This window comes from Croceicoccus ponticola (assembly GCF_004004515.1).
Taxonomy (GTDB): domain Bacteria; phylum Pseudomonadota; class Alphaproteobacteria; order Sphingomonadales; family Sphingomonadaceae; genus Croceicoccus; species Croceicoccus ponticola.
In genome coordinates this window covers 1,153,163-1,172,150 of the sequence record NZ_RXOL01000001.1, presented here as the reverse complement: position 1 = coordinate 1,172,150, position 18,988 = coordinate 1,153,163, and the positions used below count along the sequence as shown (strand labels likewise).

Here is an 18,988-nt window from a genome sequence, read left to right as displayed (position 1 = left end):
TGCCTCGCCAGATGGGCCATGATCGTTGACGACCGTCAATCTTATCCAAGCGATTGCGACCGTCGCTATTCTAGGGGGCTGCATTGCGTGTTAGCGCATTTCCGTTCCGTGATCGGTCCGTATTCTTTCCGTGTTCTCGAAAAGCGCAGTTTCCTGCCAAACCCGCGGGAATGCTGGGGTTTTGCCTTCTCCACGGCGCGTTTCCGTGTTTTTTCGCCGATATTCCGTGTTTTTTTGGGGGTTAACACGGAAAAATTCCCCCCAGACTGGTTAGGTCAGGACTGCGCCATTCACCATATTTTATAATTATATTTCATGCGCTGTCGCGCCGATTCGGTTGCATGGAGAATGTTGCATCTCCGTCGAGTACCGAATGAGTGCCGTATTCTCCCGCTCGATTAGTCCCATGTTCGCGGGCGGTGTACTCATGTCGATGACATTCATGCGTGAGAACGGCGTTCTGATCAGCGCCTGCGGCCAACACCATAATATTTTGAAGCGCTAGCGTCTCAGTCGTGTCGACGAGCAACGGGCCAATCGTCGCGAGGTTTCGTCCGGATGACCGTTTCGGGCCGCGCAAAAGCATAAACCTGAGATTTGTGCCGGGCCGTCATAGGCAGGATGCTGGGCACGCGACTTCCCGATCGTTTTTCTCATCCTGTGTGCGGGTTCGGTCCAAGAGCGCGTCGACGTCAGCGATCAATGAAATCCCGCAGTAACGGCTGACAGGGCCCGATATTCGCTCGCGATCATGCTGTTGTCGGATTTGCATTTTGGGTAAAGTACCAGGGATCGTCGAGGTCCAGCTACGCCTGATCACTGGGTCAGCAACCCTGTCGCCGTAAGTATTGGGGGCGCAAATCGGCCTCGACGCGATTGCCTTGAAACGACCGCACCTTGTCGGCACGACATGCCGCGCAGAATGGGCAATTCCGCAACCGCTGCGTCCTGCGTGAGAAAATCGGACACATGTAGCGCGGCAGGAGTGGCCATATGTGTCCCGGAACTGCTTGGCGCAGCGGCTAGGCAAGAGGAACCTTGCGAAATGACTGTCGACAGTGTGAAATTTACCCCAGATTTCCGGCCCCAGTACATCAGCTTCGATTGCTACGGGACGCTCATCCGTTTTCGCATGTCGGAAATGGCGCGGGAGTTTTTCTCCGACCGGCTCGCGCCAGAAGCGATGGATGAGATGTGCCGTCTCTTCTCGGCCTATCGATTTGACGAAACGCTCGACGCATGGAAGCCATACCGCGAAGTATTGCGCAATGCCGTGCGCCGGACTTCGAAAGCGATGGGGGTCGAATATCGCGAAGCCGATGGCGATGCCGTGTACGAGGCGGTGCCCACTTGGGGGCCGCATGCCGATGTGCCGGGCGGACTGTCAAAGATCGGCGACAAGATTCCGCTGGTGATCCTGTCGAATGCAATGAACGAGCAGATCGACCGGAACGTCGCCATGCTCGGCGCACCTTTCCACCGGGTCTACACGGCAGAGAGCGCACAGGCCTACAAGCCGCGCATGAAAGCGTTCGAATACATGTTCGATCAGCTCGGTTGCGGTCCGGAAGTGATGATGCACGTCTCGTCGAGCTTCCGTTACGATCAGAACACCGCCACCGACCTCGGCTTTGGCTGCCGCGTCTTTGTCGGGCGTGGGCATGAGCCGTCGAATGCGAATTACCGAGACATTGAAATTCCGCACATCGGCTGCCTCCCCGCTGTGGTCGGACTGTGACGGCATTCGATCCCAATATTACCCGGCGCAGCGTAATTGGCGCCGGTCTGGCCGGGACCGGCCTGCTGGCCCTTGGCGCTTGCGGCGGGCGCGATACTTCTCGTCCGAAGCGTGGCGGCATGATCCGAATTGCGACGCATTCGGCGTCAACCTCCGATACGCTTGATCCAGGCAAGGGCGGGACGGCGCTCGATTACATCCGTCACTTCATGCTCTACAACGGCCTCACCTGCATCGAAGACGGGTCGTTGAAGGCTGAGCTCTCGTTGGCCAGCGCGTTCGAAAGCGCCGACCTGATCACCTGGCAGATCGAGCTGAAGCGCGGCATTCTGTTTCACGACGGCAGTGAACTGACAGCCAAGGACGTCGTGTTTTCGCTTTTGCGGCACAAGGATCCCTCTGTAGGTTCCAAGATGTCGACTTTGGCGGAACAGTTTGCCGACGTGCGCAGCGATGGCCGTTACGGTGTCGTCGTGCGCCTGATTGCGCCGAATGCCGACTTGGCGACCCTGCTGGCCACGCCGCATATGCTGATCGTCAAGGCAGGGCAAACGCGACCCGACGGCAATGGCACCGGGCCGTTCCGCCTTGTGGATTTCAGGCCGGGCGTTCGCACCGAACTGTCGCGCAATGACGAATACTGGATCCCCGACAGTCCAAAACTGGATCGCATCGAACTGATCGCGATTCCCGACGAGGTAAGCCGCGTAAACGCCTTGCTCTCGGGCGATGTGCAGATGATCAATGCGATGAATCCGCGCTCCGTTCGCCGGGTGGAGGCCAGCCCCGATTACCGGGCGATGGTGACGCCTTCGTCGCTTTATACCAATCTGGTCATGCGCCAGGACGCATTGCCGACCGGTAACCCCGATTTCGTTCAGGCGGTCAAGCTGATGATCGACCGGCCGCTGATCAATCGAGCGGTTTTTCGCAATTTTGGCACGATCGCCAACGATCAGCCCATTGCGCCGTTCCAGCCCTATTACAATCCGGAAGTGCCGCAAACCGTGCTCGATCTCGACAAGGCCCGTTGGCATATCCAGCGCTCTGGCCTGACCGGCGTTCGTCTGCCGCTTTATTGTTCCACGGCGGCTGAAGGGTCGGTGGACATGGCGTCGATCATGCAGGAATATGGCTCCCGCATCGGATTGAACTTTGCCGTCAATCGGATGCCGGCCGACGGCTACTATTCGACTCACTGGATGCGACATCCACTGTCTTTCGGTAATTGTAACCCTCGTCCGACGGCGGATCTCATCTTCAGCCTGTTTTTCGATTCCAAGGCAAACTGGAACGAGAGCGGGTGGAAGAACGAACGCTTCGATCGCCTGCTGGTCGAAGCGCGGGGCGTAGCAGATGAGGCGCTGCGGGCCGAAATCTACGGCGAAATGCAGCAGATCGTGCATGACAAATGCGGCATCGCGATCCCGGTCTTCATCAGCCTGATCGACGGCTATGACAGCCGAATCAAGGGCCTGCGACCAATCCCGCTGGGCGCTTTCATGGGTTACCGTTTCGGCGAATATGTTTGGTGGGACGACGCGTGATGGCTCGATCGGAGAACTCTCGCCCCGCCTGGCTTCGTATTGCGCCGCTGATTCTTTACCGTTTCGCGTCGTCCTTGCTGACCCTGTTTCTGGTGTCCGCAGTGGTGTTCACGATCAGCGGATTGCTGCCCGGTGACGCGGCGCAGGAACTGCTGGGTCAAAGTGCCACACCCGAACAGATCGCCGCGCTGCGCCACGAGATGGGTCTCGATCGGTCGGCGCCGGTGCGTTACTTCGACTGGCTGACATCGATCGTTACCGGCGATCCCGGCGTATCCTACGTCGCCAATATGCCGGTGCGCGACATTATCGCTCAGCGGCTGCCAAATACGTTGGTCCTGGCGGGGATAACCGCGGTCATATCCGTCATCCTGGCTCTGGTCATCGGCATTGTCAGCGCGATCAATCGCGGCGGCAAGATCGACCGGGTGCTGAACATCGTCACCCTGTCGTTGGTTGCTACGCCCGAATTCCTCGTTGCCACGCTGGGTGTCCTCATCTTCTCGGTCAAATTGCTGTGGTTGCCCTCGATCTCGCTCGCTCCGGACGAAGCGAGCTGGACCGAGACGCTGCGTTCGCTTGCCCTGCCGGTGCTGTCGCTGACGTTTGTCGTGGTGGCGCAGATGGCGCGGATGACCCGCGCCGCCGTTGTCGATCAACTCGAACGGCCATACGTGGAAATGGCCCGATTGAAGGGCGTTCCGTTTCGCCGGATCGTGCTGTTTCACGTCATGCCCAATGCCATCGGACCGGTGGTGAACGCGATGGCGCTGTCACTGTCGTACCTGATGGGCGGGGCACTGATCGTGGAGACGATCTTCAATTATCCCGGCCTGGCCAGCCTGATGGTGAACGCGGTGACGAGCCGCGACATGCCCCTGTTGCAGTCCTGCGCGATGATCTTCTGCGGAGTTTATCTAGCCATGATGCTAGTGGCCGACGTTATTGCCATTCTTGCAAACCCGAGGCTGCGGGCATGACCGGCAGGATTTTTGCAGCCCTACGGACCTTGCCGGCATCAGGCCGGATCGGCCTTGCCCTGGTGATCCTCTGGCTTTTGATCGCTGCGCTCGGGCCGGTCATCGCACCGCATTCGCCCGGCGCGTTCGTCGACGAAAGCGTCTTTTCCGGGATGTCGCGCGAGCTTTGGCTCGGCACCGACTATCTGGGCCGCGACGTTTTGAGCCGGTTGCTGTGGGGTGCGCGCTATACCGTTTTCCTTGCGCTCGGCGCGGCGATGCTCGCGGTGGTGACTGGCACCTCGCTGGCGCTTGTGGCCGCGATCCGTGGCGGTTGGATCGACGAGGTTCTTTCCCGTTCGATGGACACACTGACGTCGATCCCGTCCAAGATTTTCGCGCTTGTTCTGGTGGCAGCGTTCGGATCGTCGCTTGTGCTGCTGCTGGTGATCATGGCGGTGATCTACGTGCCGGGTAATTTCCGTATCGCGCGCGCCTTGGCGGTGAACCTGATCTCGCTCGATTTCGTGCAGGTGGCTCGTGCGCGGGGCGAGGGTACGGCCTACATCGCCTGGCGCGAGATTCTGCCCAACATGATCCATCCGCTGATGGCCGACATGGGACTGCGCTTCGTTTTCGTTGTGCTGCTGCTTTCGGGCCTCAGCTTCCTCGGGCTTGGCGTGCAGCCGCCGTTGGCCGACCTCGGTTCGCTGGTACGAGAGAATATTTCCGGCCTGTCCGAAGGGGCTTCGGCGATCATCGTGCCCGCCATCGCCATCGCGACGCTGACGGTGGGAGCGAACCTGCTGATCGACGCCCTGAAGCCGGGGGCAAGATCGTGAGCGTGGCGGGCAGGGACATCGCGGCCAAAGAAATCGCTGTAGAGGTGCGCGGCCTCGACATCGCTGTGCATGAGGCGAGCGGCAACCGCATCCCCATTGTCAGGGACATTTCGTTCGCCATACCGCGGGGCGAAGTACTGGCGCTGATCGGTGAATCCGGTTCGGGCAAGACCACCATCGCACTGGCCTTGATGGGTTATTCACGCTTTGGCGCCGACATTGCGGCCGATGTCATCCGTGTTGGCGACATGCGCATCGACAAGATGAGCCGTTCGGAACTGACGCGAGTGCGTGGCCGACGTGTTTCCTATATCGCCCAAAGCGCGGCTTCGGGCTTCAACCCGTCGCGTACGATCCTCTCGCAGGTCATCGAACCCTTGCTGGTGCATCGGCTTGCCGATCGGAAAACGGCAGAGGCGCGCGCGGTGGAGCTGTTCGCATCGCTGGCGCTGCCTTCGCCCGAAACCATTGGCTCACGCTATCCGCACCAAGTTTCGGGCGGTCAGTTACAGCGCGTCATGGTAGCCATGGCCCTGATTACGGAACCGGAACTGGTGATCCTCGACGAGCCGACCACCGCGCTCGACGTGACCACGCAAGTCGAAGTGCTGAAGACCATAAAGCTGGCAATGAAGCAGAGCGGTGCAACTGCGATCTACGTCAGCCACGATCTTGCCGTCGTCGCGCAAGTCGCCGATCGCATTGCCGTGCTTAAGGACGGCACCATGTGCGAGGAAGGATCGGTCGAGCAGATCCTGAACGCGCCGGCGAGCGAATATACGCGCAGCCTGATGGCCGCCGCCCAGCCCGAGGCCCGGCCCGATGCCCAGGCCGCCCCCGACAACGTGCTGACGGTATCCTCGATCACTGCCGGATATGGGCGCATCCGCGACGGGATGCCGGCAAAACCGGTGCTGCGCGACGTCAGCTTTTCGATCCGGCGCGGCGCCGCCTTGGGCGTGATCGGCGAATCCGGTTCGGGCAAGTCGACACTCGCTCGCGTCATCGCTGGCCTGCTGCCCGCGGCACAGGGCGATGTCATGCTTGGTGACGAAGTCCTGCCGCGCGCCATGGCTCGGCGCAGCCGCGAACAGCTGCGTCGCGTCCAAATCGTGTTCCAGCACGCCGACACCGCGCTCAACCCGGCCCAGACCGTCCGAGAGATTTTGGCCCGGCCGCTGGCGTTCTATCACGGGTTGAAGGGACCGGCGGCGGACGCACGAGTGGCAGAACTGCTCGACCTTATCCAGTTGCCGACCGATGTGCTTGCGCGGCGCAGCAGCGAACTTTCGGGCGGTCAGAAGCAGCGGGTCAATCTGGCCCGCGCGCTCGCCGCCGAGCCCGACGTGCTGATATGTGACGAAGTGACCTCAGCGCTCGACACCGTGGTCGCCGCCGCGATCCTCGATCTGATCGACGATCTGCGCCGCAATCTCGGCATCGCAACGATCTTCATCAGCCACGACATTTCGAACGCCCACGCCTTTTGCGACGATCTGCTGGTGCTTTACGCCGGTAGCGTCGTCGAACTCGTCAGTCGGGCGCGCTTTAGCGAAGGGTTGCATCATCCCTATACCCGGCTGCTGGTCGATTCCGTCCCAGAGATGGATACCGGCTGGCTTGCGCGGCGCAGCGCAGCGGACGCCCCGGCGATCGCGCGCGATGCGATTTCGCCTGCGCTGTGCCCGTTCCTGCCGCGCTGCTCGCAGGCCATCGTCGGCGCCTGCGACACCGAATGGCCACCCCGGCGCGAGCGGGACGGGCAATCGATCCTGTGTCACCGGGATTGGGGCGAACTAAGGCCTTCGGGGCACGGCGTTCAAGGCAGAACCACGGTGATGTCGTGACGACTTCAGAGATTCAGATTTCCGCGCTGGGGGTCGATGACCTCGAGGATGCGCATGGTCTTTCGATGGCGCTCAACTGGCCATACCGGCTCGCGGACTGGGCCTTTGCCCATGCCTTGGGCGAGGGGTTGGCACTGCGCCATGACGGCAGATTGATCGGCACCGGGATGCGCTGGAACTATGGTCCCGATTTCGCGACTGTCGGCATGATCATCGTCGATGGCGCCTACCGCGGACAGCGGCTGGGATCGCGGATCGTCGACGGGCTCCTGGCGGGTGCCGGCGACCGTTCGGTCATCCTGAATGCGACGCTTGATGGGCTGGAGCTGTACCGCCGTCGCGGCTTCGAAGGTTTTGATGTCACCAATCAGCACCAAGGCATCGCCGGACCGCTCACCGCCCCGGACCGTGCGTACCGGTTGGAGCCGGCGACCGACACCGATTGGCCCGCCATGACAAAGCTGGACAAAAGTGCCGCAGGCATGCCGCGCGCCCGGCTGCTCGACGCATTGGCCAAAGTTGGCAGGGCCAGTGTTCTGCGCGGTGAGGACGGTGGCGTCAGGGGCTATGCGGTGTGCCGGGAATTCGGGCGTGGCCATGTGATCGGCCCTGTGATCGCACCGAATTTCGAAGAGGCCGCCGCCCTGATTGCACATGCCATGGCGGGTCTTGCCGGCCGGTTCGTGAGGGTCAACACATCGGCCCGTTCGGGCCTCGGCGAATGGCTGGAAGCGGGCGGACTGGTTCGGGTCGGTTCCGAAGAAGCGATGGTGCGCGGAAGCTTGCCCCGGATTTCCTCGCAAGCGTGCATCTTTGCCCTTTGCAGCAATTCTCTCGGATAGGAAGATGATGAACGATACCCTGTTGAGCGCTCCTGGGGATGCGTCAGATACGACCATGATGACGTTGCAGACTTTGTCGACCCCCGCCTTGATCCTCGATCGCGACCGGATGGATCGCAACATCGCACGGCTTAAAGGGCTGCTCGCGAAACATAACGTGACCTTGCGTCCCCATCTCAAGACCGCGAAGTCCGTCGATGCAGCGCGGCGGATATTTCCCGACGGTCCGGGACCGATCACTGTCTCGACCCTTGCCGAAGCGGAATATTTCGCGCGTGAGGGCGGCTTTACCGATATCACTTATGCGGTCGGTCTCGATCCGAACAAGGCCGCACGCGCGGCGCAGATCCACGCTGGCGGCGTCGATCTGAAATTGACGATCGACACTGCGGAACAGGCGGCGGCACTGGGCGCCGCTGGCAAGGCAGCGGGATCCTGCCCCGCAGCTTTCATCGAGGTCGATTGCGATGGCCATCGCGGCGGCATCACCCCTGACGATCCCAAGCTGATCGCCGTGGCGCAAGCCATGCAGGATGCGGGTGTGCCGCTTGCCGGGGTGCTGACCCATGCGGGCGAATCCTACAGCCTCCACGATCCCGAAGCATTGGCCAAGGCGGCCGAGGAAGAGCGGGCGGCGGCGGTCGATGCGGCGGACGCACTGCGCCGCGCCGGTTTCGATTGTCCCATCGTCAGCGTCGGATCTACGCCAACCGCCCATTTCGCGCGGGACCTTACCGGCGTGACGGAAGTCCGGGCAGGGGTGTTCATCTTTTTCGATCTCGTCATGCACGGGATCGGCGTCTGCCAGATTGATGACCTGGCTATCTCGGTGCTGACAACGGTGATCGGGACGAAGCCGGAGAAAGGCTGGATCCTGGTCGATGCCGGATGGATGGCGATGTCGCGCGATCGCGGGACCAGCAACCAGGCGGTGGATCAGGGTTATGGCCTCGTCTGCGATATAGACGGCAAGCCCTATCCCGACCTGATTGTCGATCAGGCAAGTCAGGAGCATGGCATCCTTGCACTGCGCAAAGGAAGCTCCGCCACTCTCCCCGACCTGCCGATTGGTACTCGCTTGCGCATTCTGCCGAACCATGCCTGTGCCACTGGCGCACAGCATGCAGGGTATAACGTCATCGCCGATGGCAGGCCGGAAATAACGGCCTACTGGCCGCGGATGAGAGGTTGGTAATCATGGCAAGGATCGAACCGATCGTCGTGCCGGACAGTGCGGCCCCGGCCGGACATTACAGCGCGGGCGTCCGCCACGGAGGCATCGTCTATGTCTCGGGCCAGCTGGGCGTGCGGCCCGACGGCACGCATACCGCCGATCTCCCGTTCGAGGAGCAGGTGCGCGCCGCGATGGACAATGTCCTGCGCGTGCTGGCCGCAGCCGGGCTTGGTCCGGAAGACGTGATCAAGGCGATCGCCTATGTCGTTGGGGTCGAGAACTGGCCCCGCTTCAACGCGATCTACGCCGAGGCAATGGGCGCAGCAAAGCCCGCCCGCGTCGTCGTGCCGGTTCCCGAACTGCACTATGGTTATCTGATCGAAATCGAGGCGATTGCCGACTGTCGGGATGACGATCTGTAAATAGACGCGTCAAGTCGATATGGCACCAAGCCTCATGCCAGTTTCAGGACAAATGCAATGACAGATCCCGTTGGCCACCTTCGTGATGCGGCCCTGTTGCGCCGCATGTTCGTCGACGGAGAATGGCGCTCGCCCCTCGGTTCCGAAACGGCGATGGTCATCGATCCCGCCACCGAACGTCCGGTGGCGGAGATTGTCCTTGGCAACAGTTCCGACGTCGATGCGGCGGTGGCGGCTGCCCGTGCCGCATTTCCTGCCTGGGCCGCTTCCGAGCCGGGGGAACGTGCGAGATACCTCTTGGCGTTGCGCGAGCTTATTCTGCAGCGTTCAGAGCTGTTTGCGGCGGCGATCTCGCTGGAAATGGGTGCGGCGATCAGCTTCGCCAGAAGCTCGCAAGTGCCTTTCGCGGCCGAACACATTCGCGTTGCTGCGGAAAACCTGCAAACGTATCGGTTTCTTGAAATGCAGGGAAGCACCGCGATCGTTCGTGAGCCGATCGGGGTGTGTGGCCTGATAACGCCGTGGAACTGGCCGCTTTACCAGATCACGGCCAAGGTTGCGCCGGCGCTTGCAGCGGGATGTACGACCGTGCTCAAGCCGAGCGAGCTTTCCCCGCTCAGCGCGTTGCTTTTTGCGCAAGCTGTCGAAGATGCCGGATTCCCGGCTGGCGTCTTCAACGTCGTGAACGGAACCGGACCGGAAGTGGGCGAGGCCCTGTCGCGCCATCCGGACATCGACATGATCTCGCTCACGGGCTCCACGCGCGCGGGCGTTCTGGTTTCTCAGGCTGCGGCGGAAACGGTGAAACGGGTTGCGTTGGAACTGGGCGGAAAGTCGCCGAATATCGTCCTTCCCGATGCAGACCTCAATCGCGCGATCGCGCCCGGTATCGGATCGTGCATGCGCAATGACGGTCAGTCATGCAGCGCACCGACACGGATGATCGTCCCGCGCGAAAAGCTGCACGAAGTGGAACAAATCGCAGCGGCCACGGTGGGGGAATTCGTGGTCGGAGATCCGTTCGCGGAATCCACCACCCACGGCCCCATAGCGAACAAGGCGCAGTACGACCGCGTACAACGCATGATTGCGGTGGGCATGGCCGAAGGGGCGAAGCTGATCTGTGGCGGCCCGGGGCGGCCCGAGGGCATGACGGCCGGTTACTTCGCCAAGCCGACCGTGTTTTCCGAAGTGCGGTCGGACATGGCCATCGCGCAGGAGGAGATCTTCGGGCCGGTGCTTGTCATCATTCCGTACGATACCATCGACGAGGCGGTCGAAATCGCCAACGATACGGTCTACGGGCTCGGCGCCCATGTGCAGGGTACGGATATGGCGCAGGTCCGCGCCGTGGCGCGCCGGATCCGCGCCGGGCAAGTGCATCTCAATTATCCCGCGTGGGACCCGCAGGCGCCTTTCGGTGGCTACAAGCAGTCCGGCATTGGGCGAGAATACGGCGTTTTCGGAATGGAAGAGTTTCTCGAGATCAAGGCGATCGTCGGCTACGGCGAGCCTTCCTGAAGGGCAGGGGGCGGGCAGCCGATGTGCCCGCCCCCTGTCCGTCCCCTAGGCGTCAGTGTCCCGTCAGATCGGTCCGACCTTTATCTTTGACCCGTCGGTCAGGCGTGACAGGTGGAAGTGTGCGGGATCGACGCTGGGGGTTTCGTTGCGGATCAACTGCGACGCCAGGAACCCGATGCCCGGGCCCGTTCCGAAACCATGGCCCGAACAACCCGCAGCGAGATAAAGCCCCTCGATCGCGTCGATGCCGGAAATGACCGGCACGGCATCCGGCGTGCAGTCCACGAATGCTCCCCACGTAGAATCGATCTCGACGTCAGCCAGTTCGCGGTAGGTGCCGCGCACGTTTTCGATGATCTGGTTCACGAGCCGCTGCAACGGCGCCGGGTCCAGTACGCGGTTCTTTTCGAACAACTTGTCGTCGTTGGTCAGTAGCGCTCCCAGCGATTCCGGTCCTGAGAACATCGATTTGCCGATGCTCATCTGGACAGCCTTCAGGCGCTGGATGAATTGCGGCATGAATTCGCGCGCATAGCGGATGCCCTGCGCCGTCAGCTCGAGCGTTGCCCGACCGCTGATCGCGGCGGTGTAGCTGCCGTCAAGCCGGCGTGTCATGGCGAAATCGGGACAGTAGAGAACTTCGCCGACATTGGCGGTCGGCTTTGTGCGCAATACGGTCTGGCGCACGGCTGCCTGGGGAAAATTGATGCCGTGTGGTCGCAAAAAGCGCGAGGCCCACGCCCCTGCCGCACACAGGACCGCGCTCGTACGAATGGTCCCTGCCTCGGTATGGACGCCGGTAATGCGCCCGTTGGTAACGTCCAGCGCGCGGGCGGCACAACCCTGATGGATCGTGGCGCCGTTGGCGCGTGCTCCCTCGGCAAGGACCGGCACGGCCAGAGAAGGTTCGGCCTTGCCATCGTCGACGCTGTGCAGGCCGCCCTTCCATTTGCGGCGGCTTTCGGGAATGCGCTGCGCTGCTTCGGCACCTGTCAGCATCCGCGTATTGACGCCGAACTCCTTCGCCGTGGGCAGCCAGGACTCCCACTGGGCCAGCACTTTCTCGTCATCGGTCGCATATTCGAGACCGGTGCGACGAAACCCAAGATCGCGCCCGATTTCGCTCGCCAGTCCGTCCCACAGGTTCATCGACAGGATCGTCAGGGGCATCTCACGCGGATCGCGGTTCTGTTGCCGGCACCAGCCCCAGGTCCGGCTGGACTGTTCGCAGCCGACATAGCCCTTTTCCAATAGGGCGACCGAATGCCCTTGCTTGGACAGGAAGTAGGCTGCGGCAGTGCCGACGATCCCGCCACCCACGATGACCACATCGACAGCGTCGGGCAGGGCGTCGTTGCTGGCGATGCGTTCAATGAATGGGGACATGGATCTGCCTCGGGTTCTGATACGATTTGTCGAAATGACCAGCAGTCGCGGTGAAACGCGCGCGCCGCCCCATACCTATGGCATTTCCTAGCCGACAGATTGTTCCAAATTGACGGTCAAATGCAGCAGATGCGCTGCCGCGTGGCGCCGCCGTAAACCGATCCGCTCATATAAGCCGGCTCAAGTGCTGAATGAATGGGAGGCGAGCGTCAGCCGGTCACAGGAACTTTGCTCAGAGCCCGCCGATGACCAGTTTCGAACCGTCCACAAGCCGCGACAGGCGATACGGCGTCGGATCGACACAAGGGTCGTCGTTGCGCAGCAATTGCGCGGCCAGCAATCCGATGCCCGGCCCCATGCCGAAGCCATGGCCTGAACAGCCAGCGGCCAGCACGAGACCGTCGACCTGCTCGACCTTGGAAATGACGGGCACGGCATCAGGAGAACAATCGACCAATGCGCCCCAGACGCTGTCGACCTCGATATCGGCCAGTTCGGGAAAAGTGCTGCGAACCCCTGCCAGTATCTTGCGCACCAGCCATTGCTGAGGTTCGGGATCGAGCACGCGGTTATTTTCGAAAATGCGGTCGTTGTTGGTCAGCCATGCCGATAGCGATTCCGGGCCGGAAATGAACGATCGGCCAACGGCAAGCCTGACGTTTTTGAGCCTGCGCGCGAATTGGGGCAGGAATTCGCGTGCATAGCGAAGCCCTTGCGGCGTGATGTCGATCGTCGCCTTGCCGCTGATCGCCAACGTGTAACTGCCGTCAAGGCGGCGTGTCATTGCGAAATCGGGTGAATAGAGGCAGCTGCCGACATCGACCGTGGGCTTGGTGCGCAACGCGGTTTGCCGAACCCCGGCTTGCGGAAAGCTTATCCCGTGGGGGCGCAGGAAGCGAGCAGCCCAGGCACCGGCGGCGCACAGGACGGCATCGGCCTTGATCAGCCCTTTTTCGGTGTGCACCCCGACGATGCGGCCATTCGCAATATCGAGGCTGCGGGCAGCGCATCCCTGATGGATCGTCGCGCCCAGCCGCCGCGCCTCTTCGGCGATTACCGGGGCGGCGATGGCTGGTTCGGCCTTGCCGTCATTGGGGGAAGAAACGCCGCCGATCCATTTGCGCTGGGTCGCCGGAATGCGTTCGGCGATCTCGGCCGCGCTGAGCATCTTCGTTTCGACGCCGTTGGCGAGGCCGAACGGGTGCCATTCAGCCCATTGGGCCAGAACTTCTTCGTTGTCCGTAGCGTAGAACAGGCCGCACCTGCGAAATCCGACATCGCGGTTCAAATCCGCCGCGAAACCGTCCCAAAGTCGCATCGCCACCGACGAAAGCGGCAATTCGCGCGGATCGCGATTTTGCTGGCGGCACCAGCCCCAGTTGCGGCTGGATTGTTCGCAGGCGATGTGGCCCTTTTCGATCAGGGCAACCGAGACGCCTTGTTTCGCTAGGAAATATGCGGCGGTGACCCCGACGATCCCGCCGCCGACGATGACGACGTCGGCAGATCGCGGCAGGTGTTCATCGCTGGCGATGCGTTCGACGAAAGGTGACATTGATGTAGGCCCCAAACCGCGAAAAGATGGCTTCGACCGACAGGTGATGGCACCCAACGCTCAAAATATTATGTCGAAGACGTCCCGATTTCAGTCGATTTTGCAGCGCGCTCGATCGTTTTCAAGCCAAAGATCGAGGCAGGCCGTGACTTGGCGCATGGCGTTCGGCGACGGCTGAATCTGCTGCATCTTGGTTAGTGGAGCGGGGTTCATCCTCGCGCCGGTCAGCCATTCGCACGCAGGTCAGAAATACTTCAGCCACTTGATGTCACGGCGGCGACGCTTCAGCCGCGAATACCAGGCCGTCGGCAGGTAAAGCGGGACGATCATCGCGATGAACCAGACAAGCACCCAGTTGTAATTGTCGAACATATAGGCCTGCCCATCGTTCGGCCCCCAGATCGCGAGTGCGCTGTGATAGAGAATGCGAAGGACCGACAGATGAAGCAGATAGAAGAAGAACGGCGCGCCCCCGAAAACCGCCAAGGCGTCGGTCAGGCGTGACGTCTGTATCCTCTCGAACAGCACGAGCAAAAGTGCGCCGCCGCCAAGCGTCGGCAAAAGGAAGAGCAGCGACGGCGGGTACTTGGTCATCGAGATGAAGCTGATGACGGTGCGAAGCGGGCTGCCTTCGACCATGACCCACGGCTTGTCGCCATAGACGTTGAGCAGACGCAGGACGATGAACGCGGCGATCATTCCGAAACCGAGCATGAGCAACCAGCGCTGTCGGGTTTCGGGCGCAATTTCGGGGCGGAACCAGTTGCCGATCCCGAAACCAAGCGAAATGACACCAAGCCAGGGAAGGATAGGATAAGTCGTCTTGGCGACGAAACCGAACGGCAGTGCGATCACGTCGCGCTGGTGCAATATCGCCCATAGCGGGAATAGCGCATCGTCGGGCGTCAGCCGGACAGGATCGAGCAGGTTGTGGAAGCAGACGAGGACGAGGCCCAAAGCGATCAGGGCCGGGCGCGGCAGGCGCATCAACACGGCCAGCGCAATCATGCAAAGGCCGATGCACCAGATCACCTGAAGCCAGAACGTCGGTTGCGGCACAATCCCCCAATAAAGCGGCGATAGAAACAGTAACTCGATGGCGATCAGCAGGAAACCACGCTTCAGCAGATAGGATGTGGTTTCCTCAACCGTATGATTGATGCTGTAGAGATAGACACCGATACCCGTCAGAGCGACAAAGATCGGGGCACAAAAGCTCACCGCAAAGCGGGCGAAGCCGATGGCGGGAAGGATGGTGGTCGCATCGATCGGGTCGGTCACCATGTAATTGACGAACCAGGTCTCTCGCAAGTGATCCAGCAGCATGAGGACCATGACGAAACCGCGCAGCGCGTCTATGCAGACAAGACGGGCGGCAACTTTGGCATGCGCCTTGTAAGTGCCTGCGTTGCCGACAGATTCCACCGGGATCGATATGCTGCTAGCCATATGTTCGACCTATCCTCAGACTCTACATTATCATGTGGGATCCTGAACGCATTATTCAGTCACAGATGGCGAGTTGCCTGTGGATTTGGCCGTTTATGCCGATGATCGAAGCTTCGGCGAATAATTGTTCTGTAGCAAATGTCATGGACGGCGACTGCATCCCTTGCCGCGCAGGAGCGATCCACAGACCGCTGCTCCGTCCCTACTTGTTATAGGCCGGATCGGACCGCGGCAGCTTGGGCAGCAGGCGGCCGAACCTGTCGGTGGGAGGCTCCAGCGCTGAGCGAACGGGATCGTAGCCGAGGAAACGCACGACGGCTTCGTGCAGCGGATCGTCGAACCGGACCCCGGCGTTTCGTTCGTTTTGCCAGACGACAAGTCCGCTCAACCGGATATTGCCCTCCGCCTTCAGGAACAGACGATCGCCTTCTCCGACCTGATTGAATTCCATTTCAATCATGCAACCGGTAACCGACACGTTGTACAGCACGGCCTTGAACGACCGTCCGTCCATGCGGCAGTCGACCAGTCGATCCGAATCCAGACGTTCGTTATCGCGGCGCGTCATTTGTTAGCAGGGCCTTTGTGTTCGCGTCCCCTGTCTTACGCCGGACAAAGTTAAGATCGCGTTCGCAGGCGCAGCCTAAAATTACCGTTTGCGATATGATTCCGCTCGATCCGGGTCGGCTATGGATAATCCCCAATAGGCATGGACGCATTCCCCCTGCGAAGAACGAATTGGACCCGTCGTTCGACCGGTCGCCGCTGCCGGTCGTGGAAGGACGACAGATGTATTCCAGCATCCTTGTGCCGATCGACCTTGACGAGCCAAGTTCCTGGTCCAAGGCGGTTCCTGCCGCCTGTGCATTGGCGCGATGCTTTGCGGCGCGACTGACGCTTGCGACCGTGGTGGAAGATTCCGTCGCGACGCGACAGGTGCAGTGGTCGGCCATCGGCTATCGCAAGCTGGTCTCCACGGCCAAGGCACGCCTGTCTTCGCTCGGCGACGATCTCATTCAGGACTTGCCGTTCGAAACGATGGTGGGGACGGGCAGCATCGGCGGCGGTATCCTGACCCTGGCTGGGCAGGTCGAAGCGGACCTGATCGTGCTTTCCTCACATCGTCCGGCGATGCGCGACTGGTTGATCGGCGCCCATGCCTCGCGAGTCGTGCGCCATGCGTCGCAATCGGTGCTGGTGGTCCGGGAATGAAAGCGCGCCCGAACCTGCGAGCATGAAACGCGACATTCCCGCAGACCGGGCATACCTGCTCCGCATGATGCCAGACGAAGGGCTGCCCGAAATCGGGGCCAGCGCCATGCGGGTGCGGTTCGGCAACAATCTGATCGCCGAACAGCGGCAGCGTTCGGGGGCCGCGATAGCAAGGGACACTGCCCGGGACCCGATGTTGTGGTTCCTGCTGATGACGAGCGCTATCCTCGCCCTTTTCGGACAGATTTTCGACGCGGGGGTGCTGCTGGTCGCGATCGTGCCGCTGCTGGGGATGGATTTCTATCTCCATCGCCGCACGCAGGCCTCCATCGAAGGGTTGAGCAGCGCGCTTGCGTCAGAAGCGATGGTGATCCGCGACGGCGCAGCGCGCAGGATTCCAGCCAAAGACGTGGTGGCCGGCGATCTGGCCGTAATCGCGGCGGGGGAGACTTTTCCCGCAGACGGCGTGGTCGTGGCGGCCGATGGCTTGTTGCAGGCCGAGGAATTTTCGCTGACCGGAGAGGCCTTTCCGGTCATCAAACGCGCCTGTTCCAAGGAAAGCGAACCGGGGGAGGCGACCTGGGTCTTTGCGGGCACGCGCCTGTTGACGGGCGCGGCGCGGATCAGGGTGCTGATGGTGGGCCGCGATACGATCTATGGCGAAGTCGTCCGTTCCGTCGTCGATGGGCCTCAGGCCTGGACGCCGCTGCAGACCGCCGTCGCGGGACTGGTCAAACGGCTTCTGGTCGTCGCGCTGGTGATTTGCGTGATACTTGCGGCGGTCAGGGTGTGGCAGGGCTTCGGCTGGACCGACGCGTTCCTCAGCGCGGCGGTGCTGGCGGTGGCGGCGATACCGGAGGAATTTCCGGTCGTCCTGACCTTCTTCCTTGGCGTTGGCGTCTACCGGCTGGCAAAGCGGCGCGCGCTGGTTCGCAATGCGGTAGCGGTGGAAAACATCGGGCGGACATCGGCGATCTGCACCGACAAGACCGGCACAATAACCGAAGGGCAGCTGAAGTTCAGCGATGCCATCCCTGCGACCGCCGACGGTCTGGACTGGTTGCTGAAGATCGCTTCGCTTGCGGCGCAGCAAGATGGCATCGATCCGCTGGACGTCGCCATTCTCGACCATGCCCCCCCGGTCGATCCTGCATGGATACGGCTGCGCCTGTTTCCCTTTACCGAGAGCCGCAGAAGGGAAAGCGCGTTCTGGATGCGACCGAGCGAGGTTGGCGTGCTGGCCGTCAAGGGCGCGCCCGAAACCGTTTTGGCGCTATGCGACATGGACGCTGCGACGCATGACGATTGGCTCGAAAAGGTGCGCGACCTGTCGGGCGAAGCGAAAAAGGTCATTGCGTGTGCCTGGACTGACTTCGCGCGGGAACCGATGGCCGAGCCGGATGGGGGGTGCAAGTTCGCGGGCCTGATCGCGGTTAGCGACCCGATCCGACCCGGCGTTCGCGAAGCCATGGCACAGGCGCGCGCCGCCGGTGTCCAGGTCGTCATGGTGACCGGCGATCATCTCGATACCGCGGCGGCCATTGCGCGTCAGGCCGGATTGACCGAAGCGCCCGACCCCGTTTCCGGCGACCGGCTGGAACAGACGCTCAAAAGCATGGGACAGGACGATCTGCGCCGGCTGGGCATCGTCGCTCGCGCCAGTCCGGCGCAAAAGGTCATGCTGGTCAAGGCATTGCAGGATGCCGGACGCATCGTTGCGGTCACCGGCGACGGCGTGAACGATGCGCCGGCCCTGCGCGCCGCCGACATCGGCATCGCGATGGGCTTGCGCGGCACGCGCAGCGCGCGCGAAGTCAGCCAGATCGTGCTGATGGACGACAATTTCAGCACGATCATCGCCGCGATGGCTGAAGGCCGGCAGTTGTTCCGCAACTTGCGGCTGAGCTTCGCCTTCCTTTTAATGGTCCACATTCCGCTGGTGGCGACGGCGGCGCTGATTCCGCTGCTGGGATATCCGTTGCTCTATCTGCCGGTGCATATCGTCCTCCTCGAACTTTTGATCCACCCGGCGGCGATCCTCAGCTTCCAGAAACCGGCAGACGACGGGCTGGCCGTTCGGGACGGACGAACGAACCGGTTTTTCGCACCTTTGGAATGGCTGGCCATCGCGGTGACTGGCACTGCGATCGGGGGCGCGATCCTGACGGTATTCGTGCTTGGCGCAGAGGGCGGGACATGGCCCGAACATGGCCGTGCAATGGCAATCGTCGCGCTCTTCACGGCGCTGGCGACAATGTTGCTGATCCTGACGCGAGGCGCGACCGTGGCCGGGCGGATGGTGGCGATGTGCGCGATAGCGGCCGGCTTCGCGTTCTCTCAGGTCGAGGTGCTGGGACGAGCGACGCACATGCATCAGTTGTCGATCGGTGACTGGCTAGCGGCGACGGCTTGCGGCATATTACCCGCCTTGGGCGCAGCGATCCTGTTGTTCACGACGGACTCTGCCAAAGCTTGAAGCGCACCGCGTTTCCGC

General features: G+C 61.8%; 15 protein-coding genes. 11 read left to right on the top strand and 4 right to left on the bottom strand.

Annotation, left to right across the window (positions count from 1 at the left end; genetic code table 11):
• Positions 1 to 1,045: 1,045 nt before the first annotated feature.
• Genes EKN06_RS05590 through EKN06_RS05550 form a run of 9 tightly spaced genes read left to right on the top strand, consistent with a single transcriptional unit; the run spans position 1,046 to position 10,892 of the window.
• A complete protein-coding gene (locus EKN06_RS05590; RefSeq protein ID WP_127611817.1) occupies positions 1,046 to 1,738 on the top strand; it encodes a haloacid dehalogenase type II in 693 nt (230 codons plus the stop codon).
• Complete coding sequence (locus EKN06_RS05585; RefSeq protein WP_127611816.1) at positions 1,735 to 3,285, top strand: ABC transporter substrate-binding protein; 1,551 nt, start codon at positions 1,735 to 1,737, stop codon at positions 3,283 to 3,285. The genes EKN06_RS05590 and EKN06_RS05585 overlap by 4 nt, the downstream gene beginning before the upstream one ends.
• Complete coding sequence (locus EKN06_RS05580) at positions 3,285 to 4,265, top strand: ABC transporter permease (RefSeq protein ID WP_164843940.1); 981 nt, start codon at positions 3,285 to 3,287, stop codon at positions 4,263 to 4,265. The genes EKN06_RS05585 and EKN06_RS05580 overlap by 1 nt, the downstream gene beginning before the upstream one ends.
• Complete coding sequence (locus EKN06_RS05575; RefSeq protein ID WP_127611814.1) at positions 4,262 to 5,086, top strand: ABC transporter permease; 825 nt, start codon at positions 4,262 to 4,264, stop codon at positions 5,084 to 5,086. Before EKN06_RS05580 ends, EKN06_RS05575 begins: the two co-directional genes overlap by 4 nt.
• Positions 5,083 to 6,933 carry an ABC transporter ATP-binding protein gene (locus tag EKN06_RS05570; RefSeq protein WP_240654615.1) on the top strand — a complete coding sequence of 617 codons (1,851 nt, stop codon included), beginning with the start codon at positions 5,083 to 5,085 and terminating at the stop codon, positions 6,931 to 6,933. The genes EKN06_RS05575 and EKN06_RS05570 overlap by 4 nt, the downstream gene beginning before the upstream one ends.
• Entirely contained in the window at positions 6,930 to 7,775 is an 846-nt protein-coding gene (locus EKN06_RS05565) for a GNAT family N-acetyltransferase (RefSeq protein WP_240654614.1), read from the top strand. The genes EKN06_RS05570 and EKN06_RS05565 overlap by 4 nt, the downstream gene beginning before the upstream one ends.
• 7 nt (positions 7,776 to 7,782) lie before the next feature.
• The gene (locus tag EKN06_RS05560; RefSeq protein ID WP_127612018.1) at positions 7,783 to 8,970 is read left to right on the top strand and encodes an alanine racemase; all 1,188 of its coding nucleotides are present in this window, start codon (positions 7,783 to 7,785) and stop codon (positions 8,968 to 8,970) included.
• Between the two features lie 2 nt (positions 8,971 to 8,972).
• Entirely contained in the window at positions 8,973 to 9,371 is a 399-nt protein-coding gene (locus tag EKN06_RS05555) for a RidA family protein (RefSeq protein ID WP_127611812.1), read from the top strand.
• 57 nt (positions 9,372 to 9,428) lie between these two features.
• Positions 9,429 to 10,892 carry an aldehyde dehydrogenase family protein gene (locus EKN06_RS05550; RefSeq protein WP_127611811.1) on the top strand — a complete coding sequence of 488 codons (1,464 nt, stop codon included), beginning with the start codon at positions 9,429 to 9,431 and terminating at the stop codon, positions 10,890 to 10,892.
• Between the two features lie 63 nt (positions 10,893 to 10,955).
• Here EKN06_RS05550 and EKN06_RS05545 read toward each other — a convergent pair whose 3' ends face one another.
• From EKN06_RS05545 to EKN06_RS05530, 4 genes are all read right to left on the bottom strand, one after another.
• Positions 10,956 to 12,278 carry an NAD(P)/FAD-dependent oxidoreductase gene (locus EKN06_RS05545; protein WP_127611810.1) on the bottom strand — a complete coding sequence of 441 codons (1,323 nt, stop codon included), beginning with the start codon at positions 12,276 to 12,278 and terminating at the stop codon, positions 10,956 to 10,958.
• A 232-nt stretch (positions 12,279 to 12,510) separates the two neighbouring features.
• Complete coding sequence (locus EKN06_RS05540) at positions 12,511 to 13,833, bottom strand: NAD(P)/FAD-dependent oxidoreductase (protein WP_127611809.1); 1,323 nt, start codon at positions 13,831 to 13,833, stop codon at positions 12,511 to 12,513.
• Positions 13,834 to 14,076: 243 nt separating this feature from the next.
• Positions 14,077 to 15,282 carry an acetyltransferase domain-containing protein gene (locus tag EKN06_RS05535; protein WP_127611808.1) on the bottom strand — a complete coding sequence of 402 codons (1,206 nt, stop codon included), beginning with the start codon at positions 15,280 to 15,282 and terminating at the stop codon, positions 14,077 to 14,079.
• Positions 15,283 to 15,484: 202 nt separating this feature from the next.
• A complete protein-coding gene (locus tag EKN06_RS05530) occupies positions 15,485 to 15,850 on the bottom strand; it encodes a PilZ domain-containing protein (RefSeq protein WP_127611807.1) in 366 nt (121 codons plus the stop codon).
• Positions 15,851 to 16,056: 206 nt separating this feature from the next.
• Between EKN06_RS05530 and EKN06_RS05525 the strand changes: the two genes are divergently transcribed.
• A complete protein-coding gene (locus tag EKN06_RS05525; protein ID WP_205693809.1) occupies positions 16,057 to 16,494 on the top strand; it encodes a universal stress protein in 438 nt (145 codons plus the stop codon).
• A gap of 22 nt (positions 16,495 to 16,516) precedes the next feature.
• Positions 16,517 to 18,970, top strand: a complete 2,454-nt coding sequence (locus EKN06_RS05520) for a cation-translocating P-type ATPase (protein WP_164843938.1) — start codon at positions 16,517 to 16,519, stop codon at positions 18,968 to 18,970.
• The last annotated feature ends 18 nt before the right edge of the window (positions 18,971 to 18,988 follow it).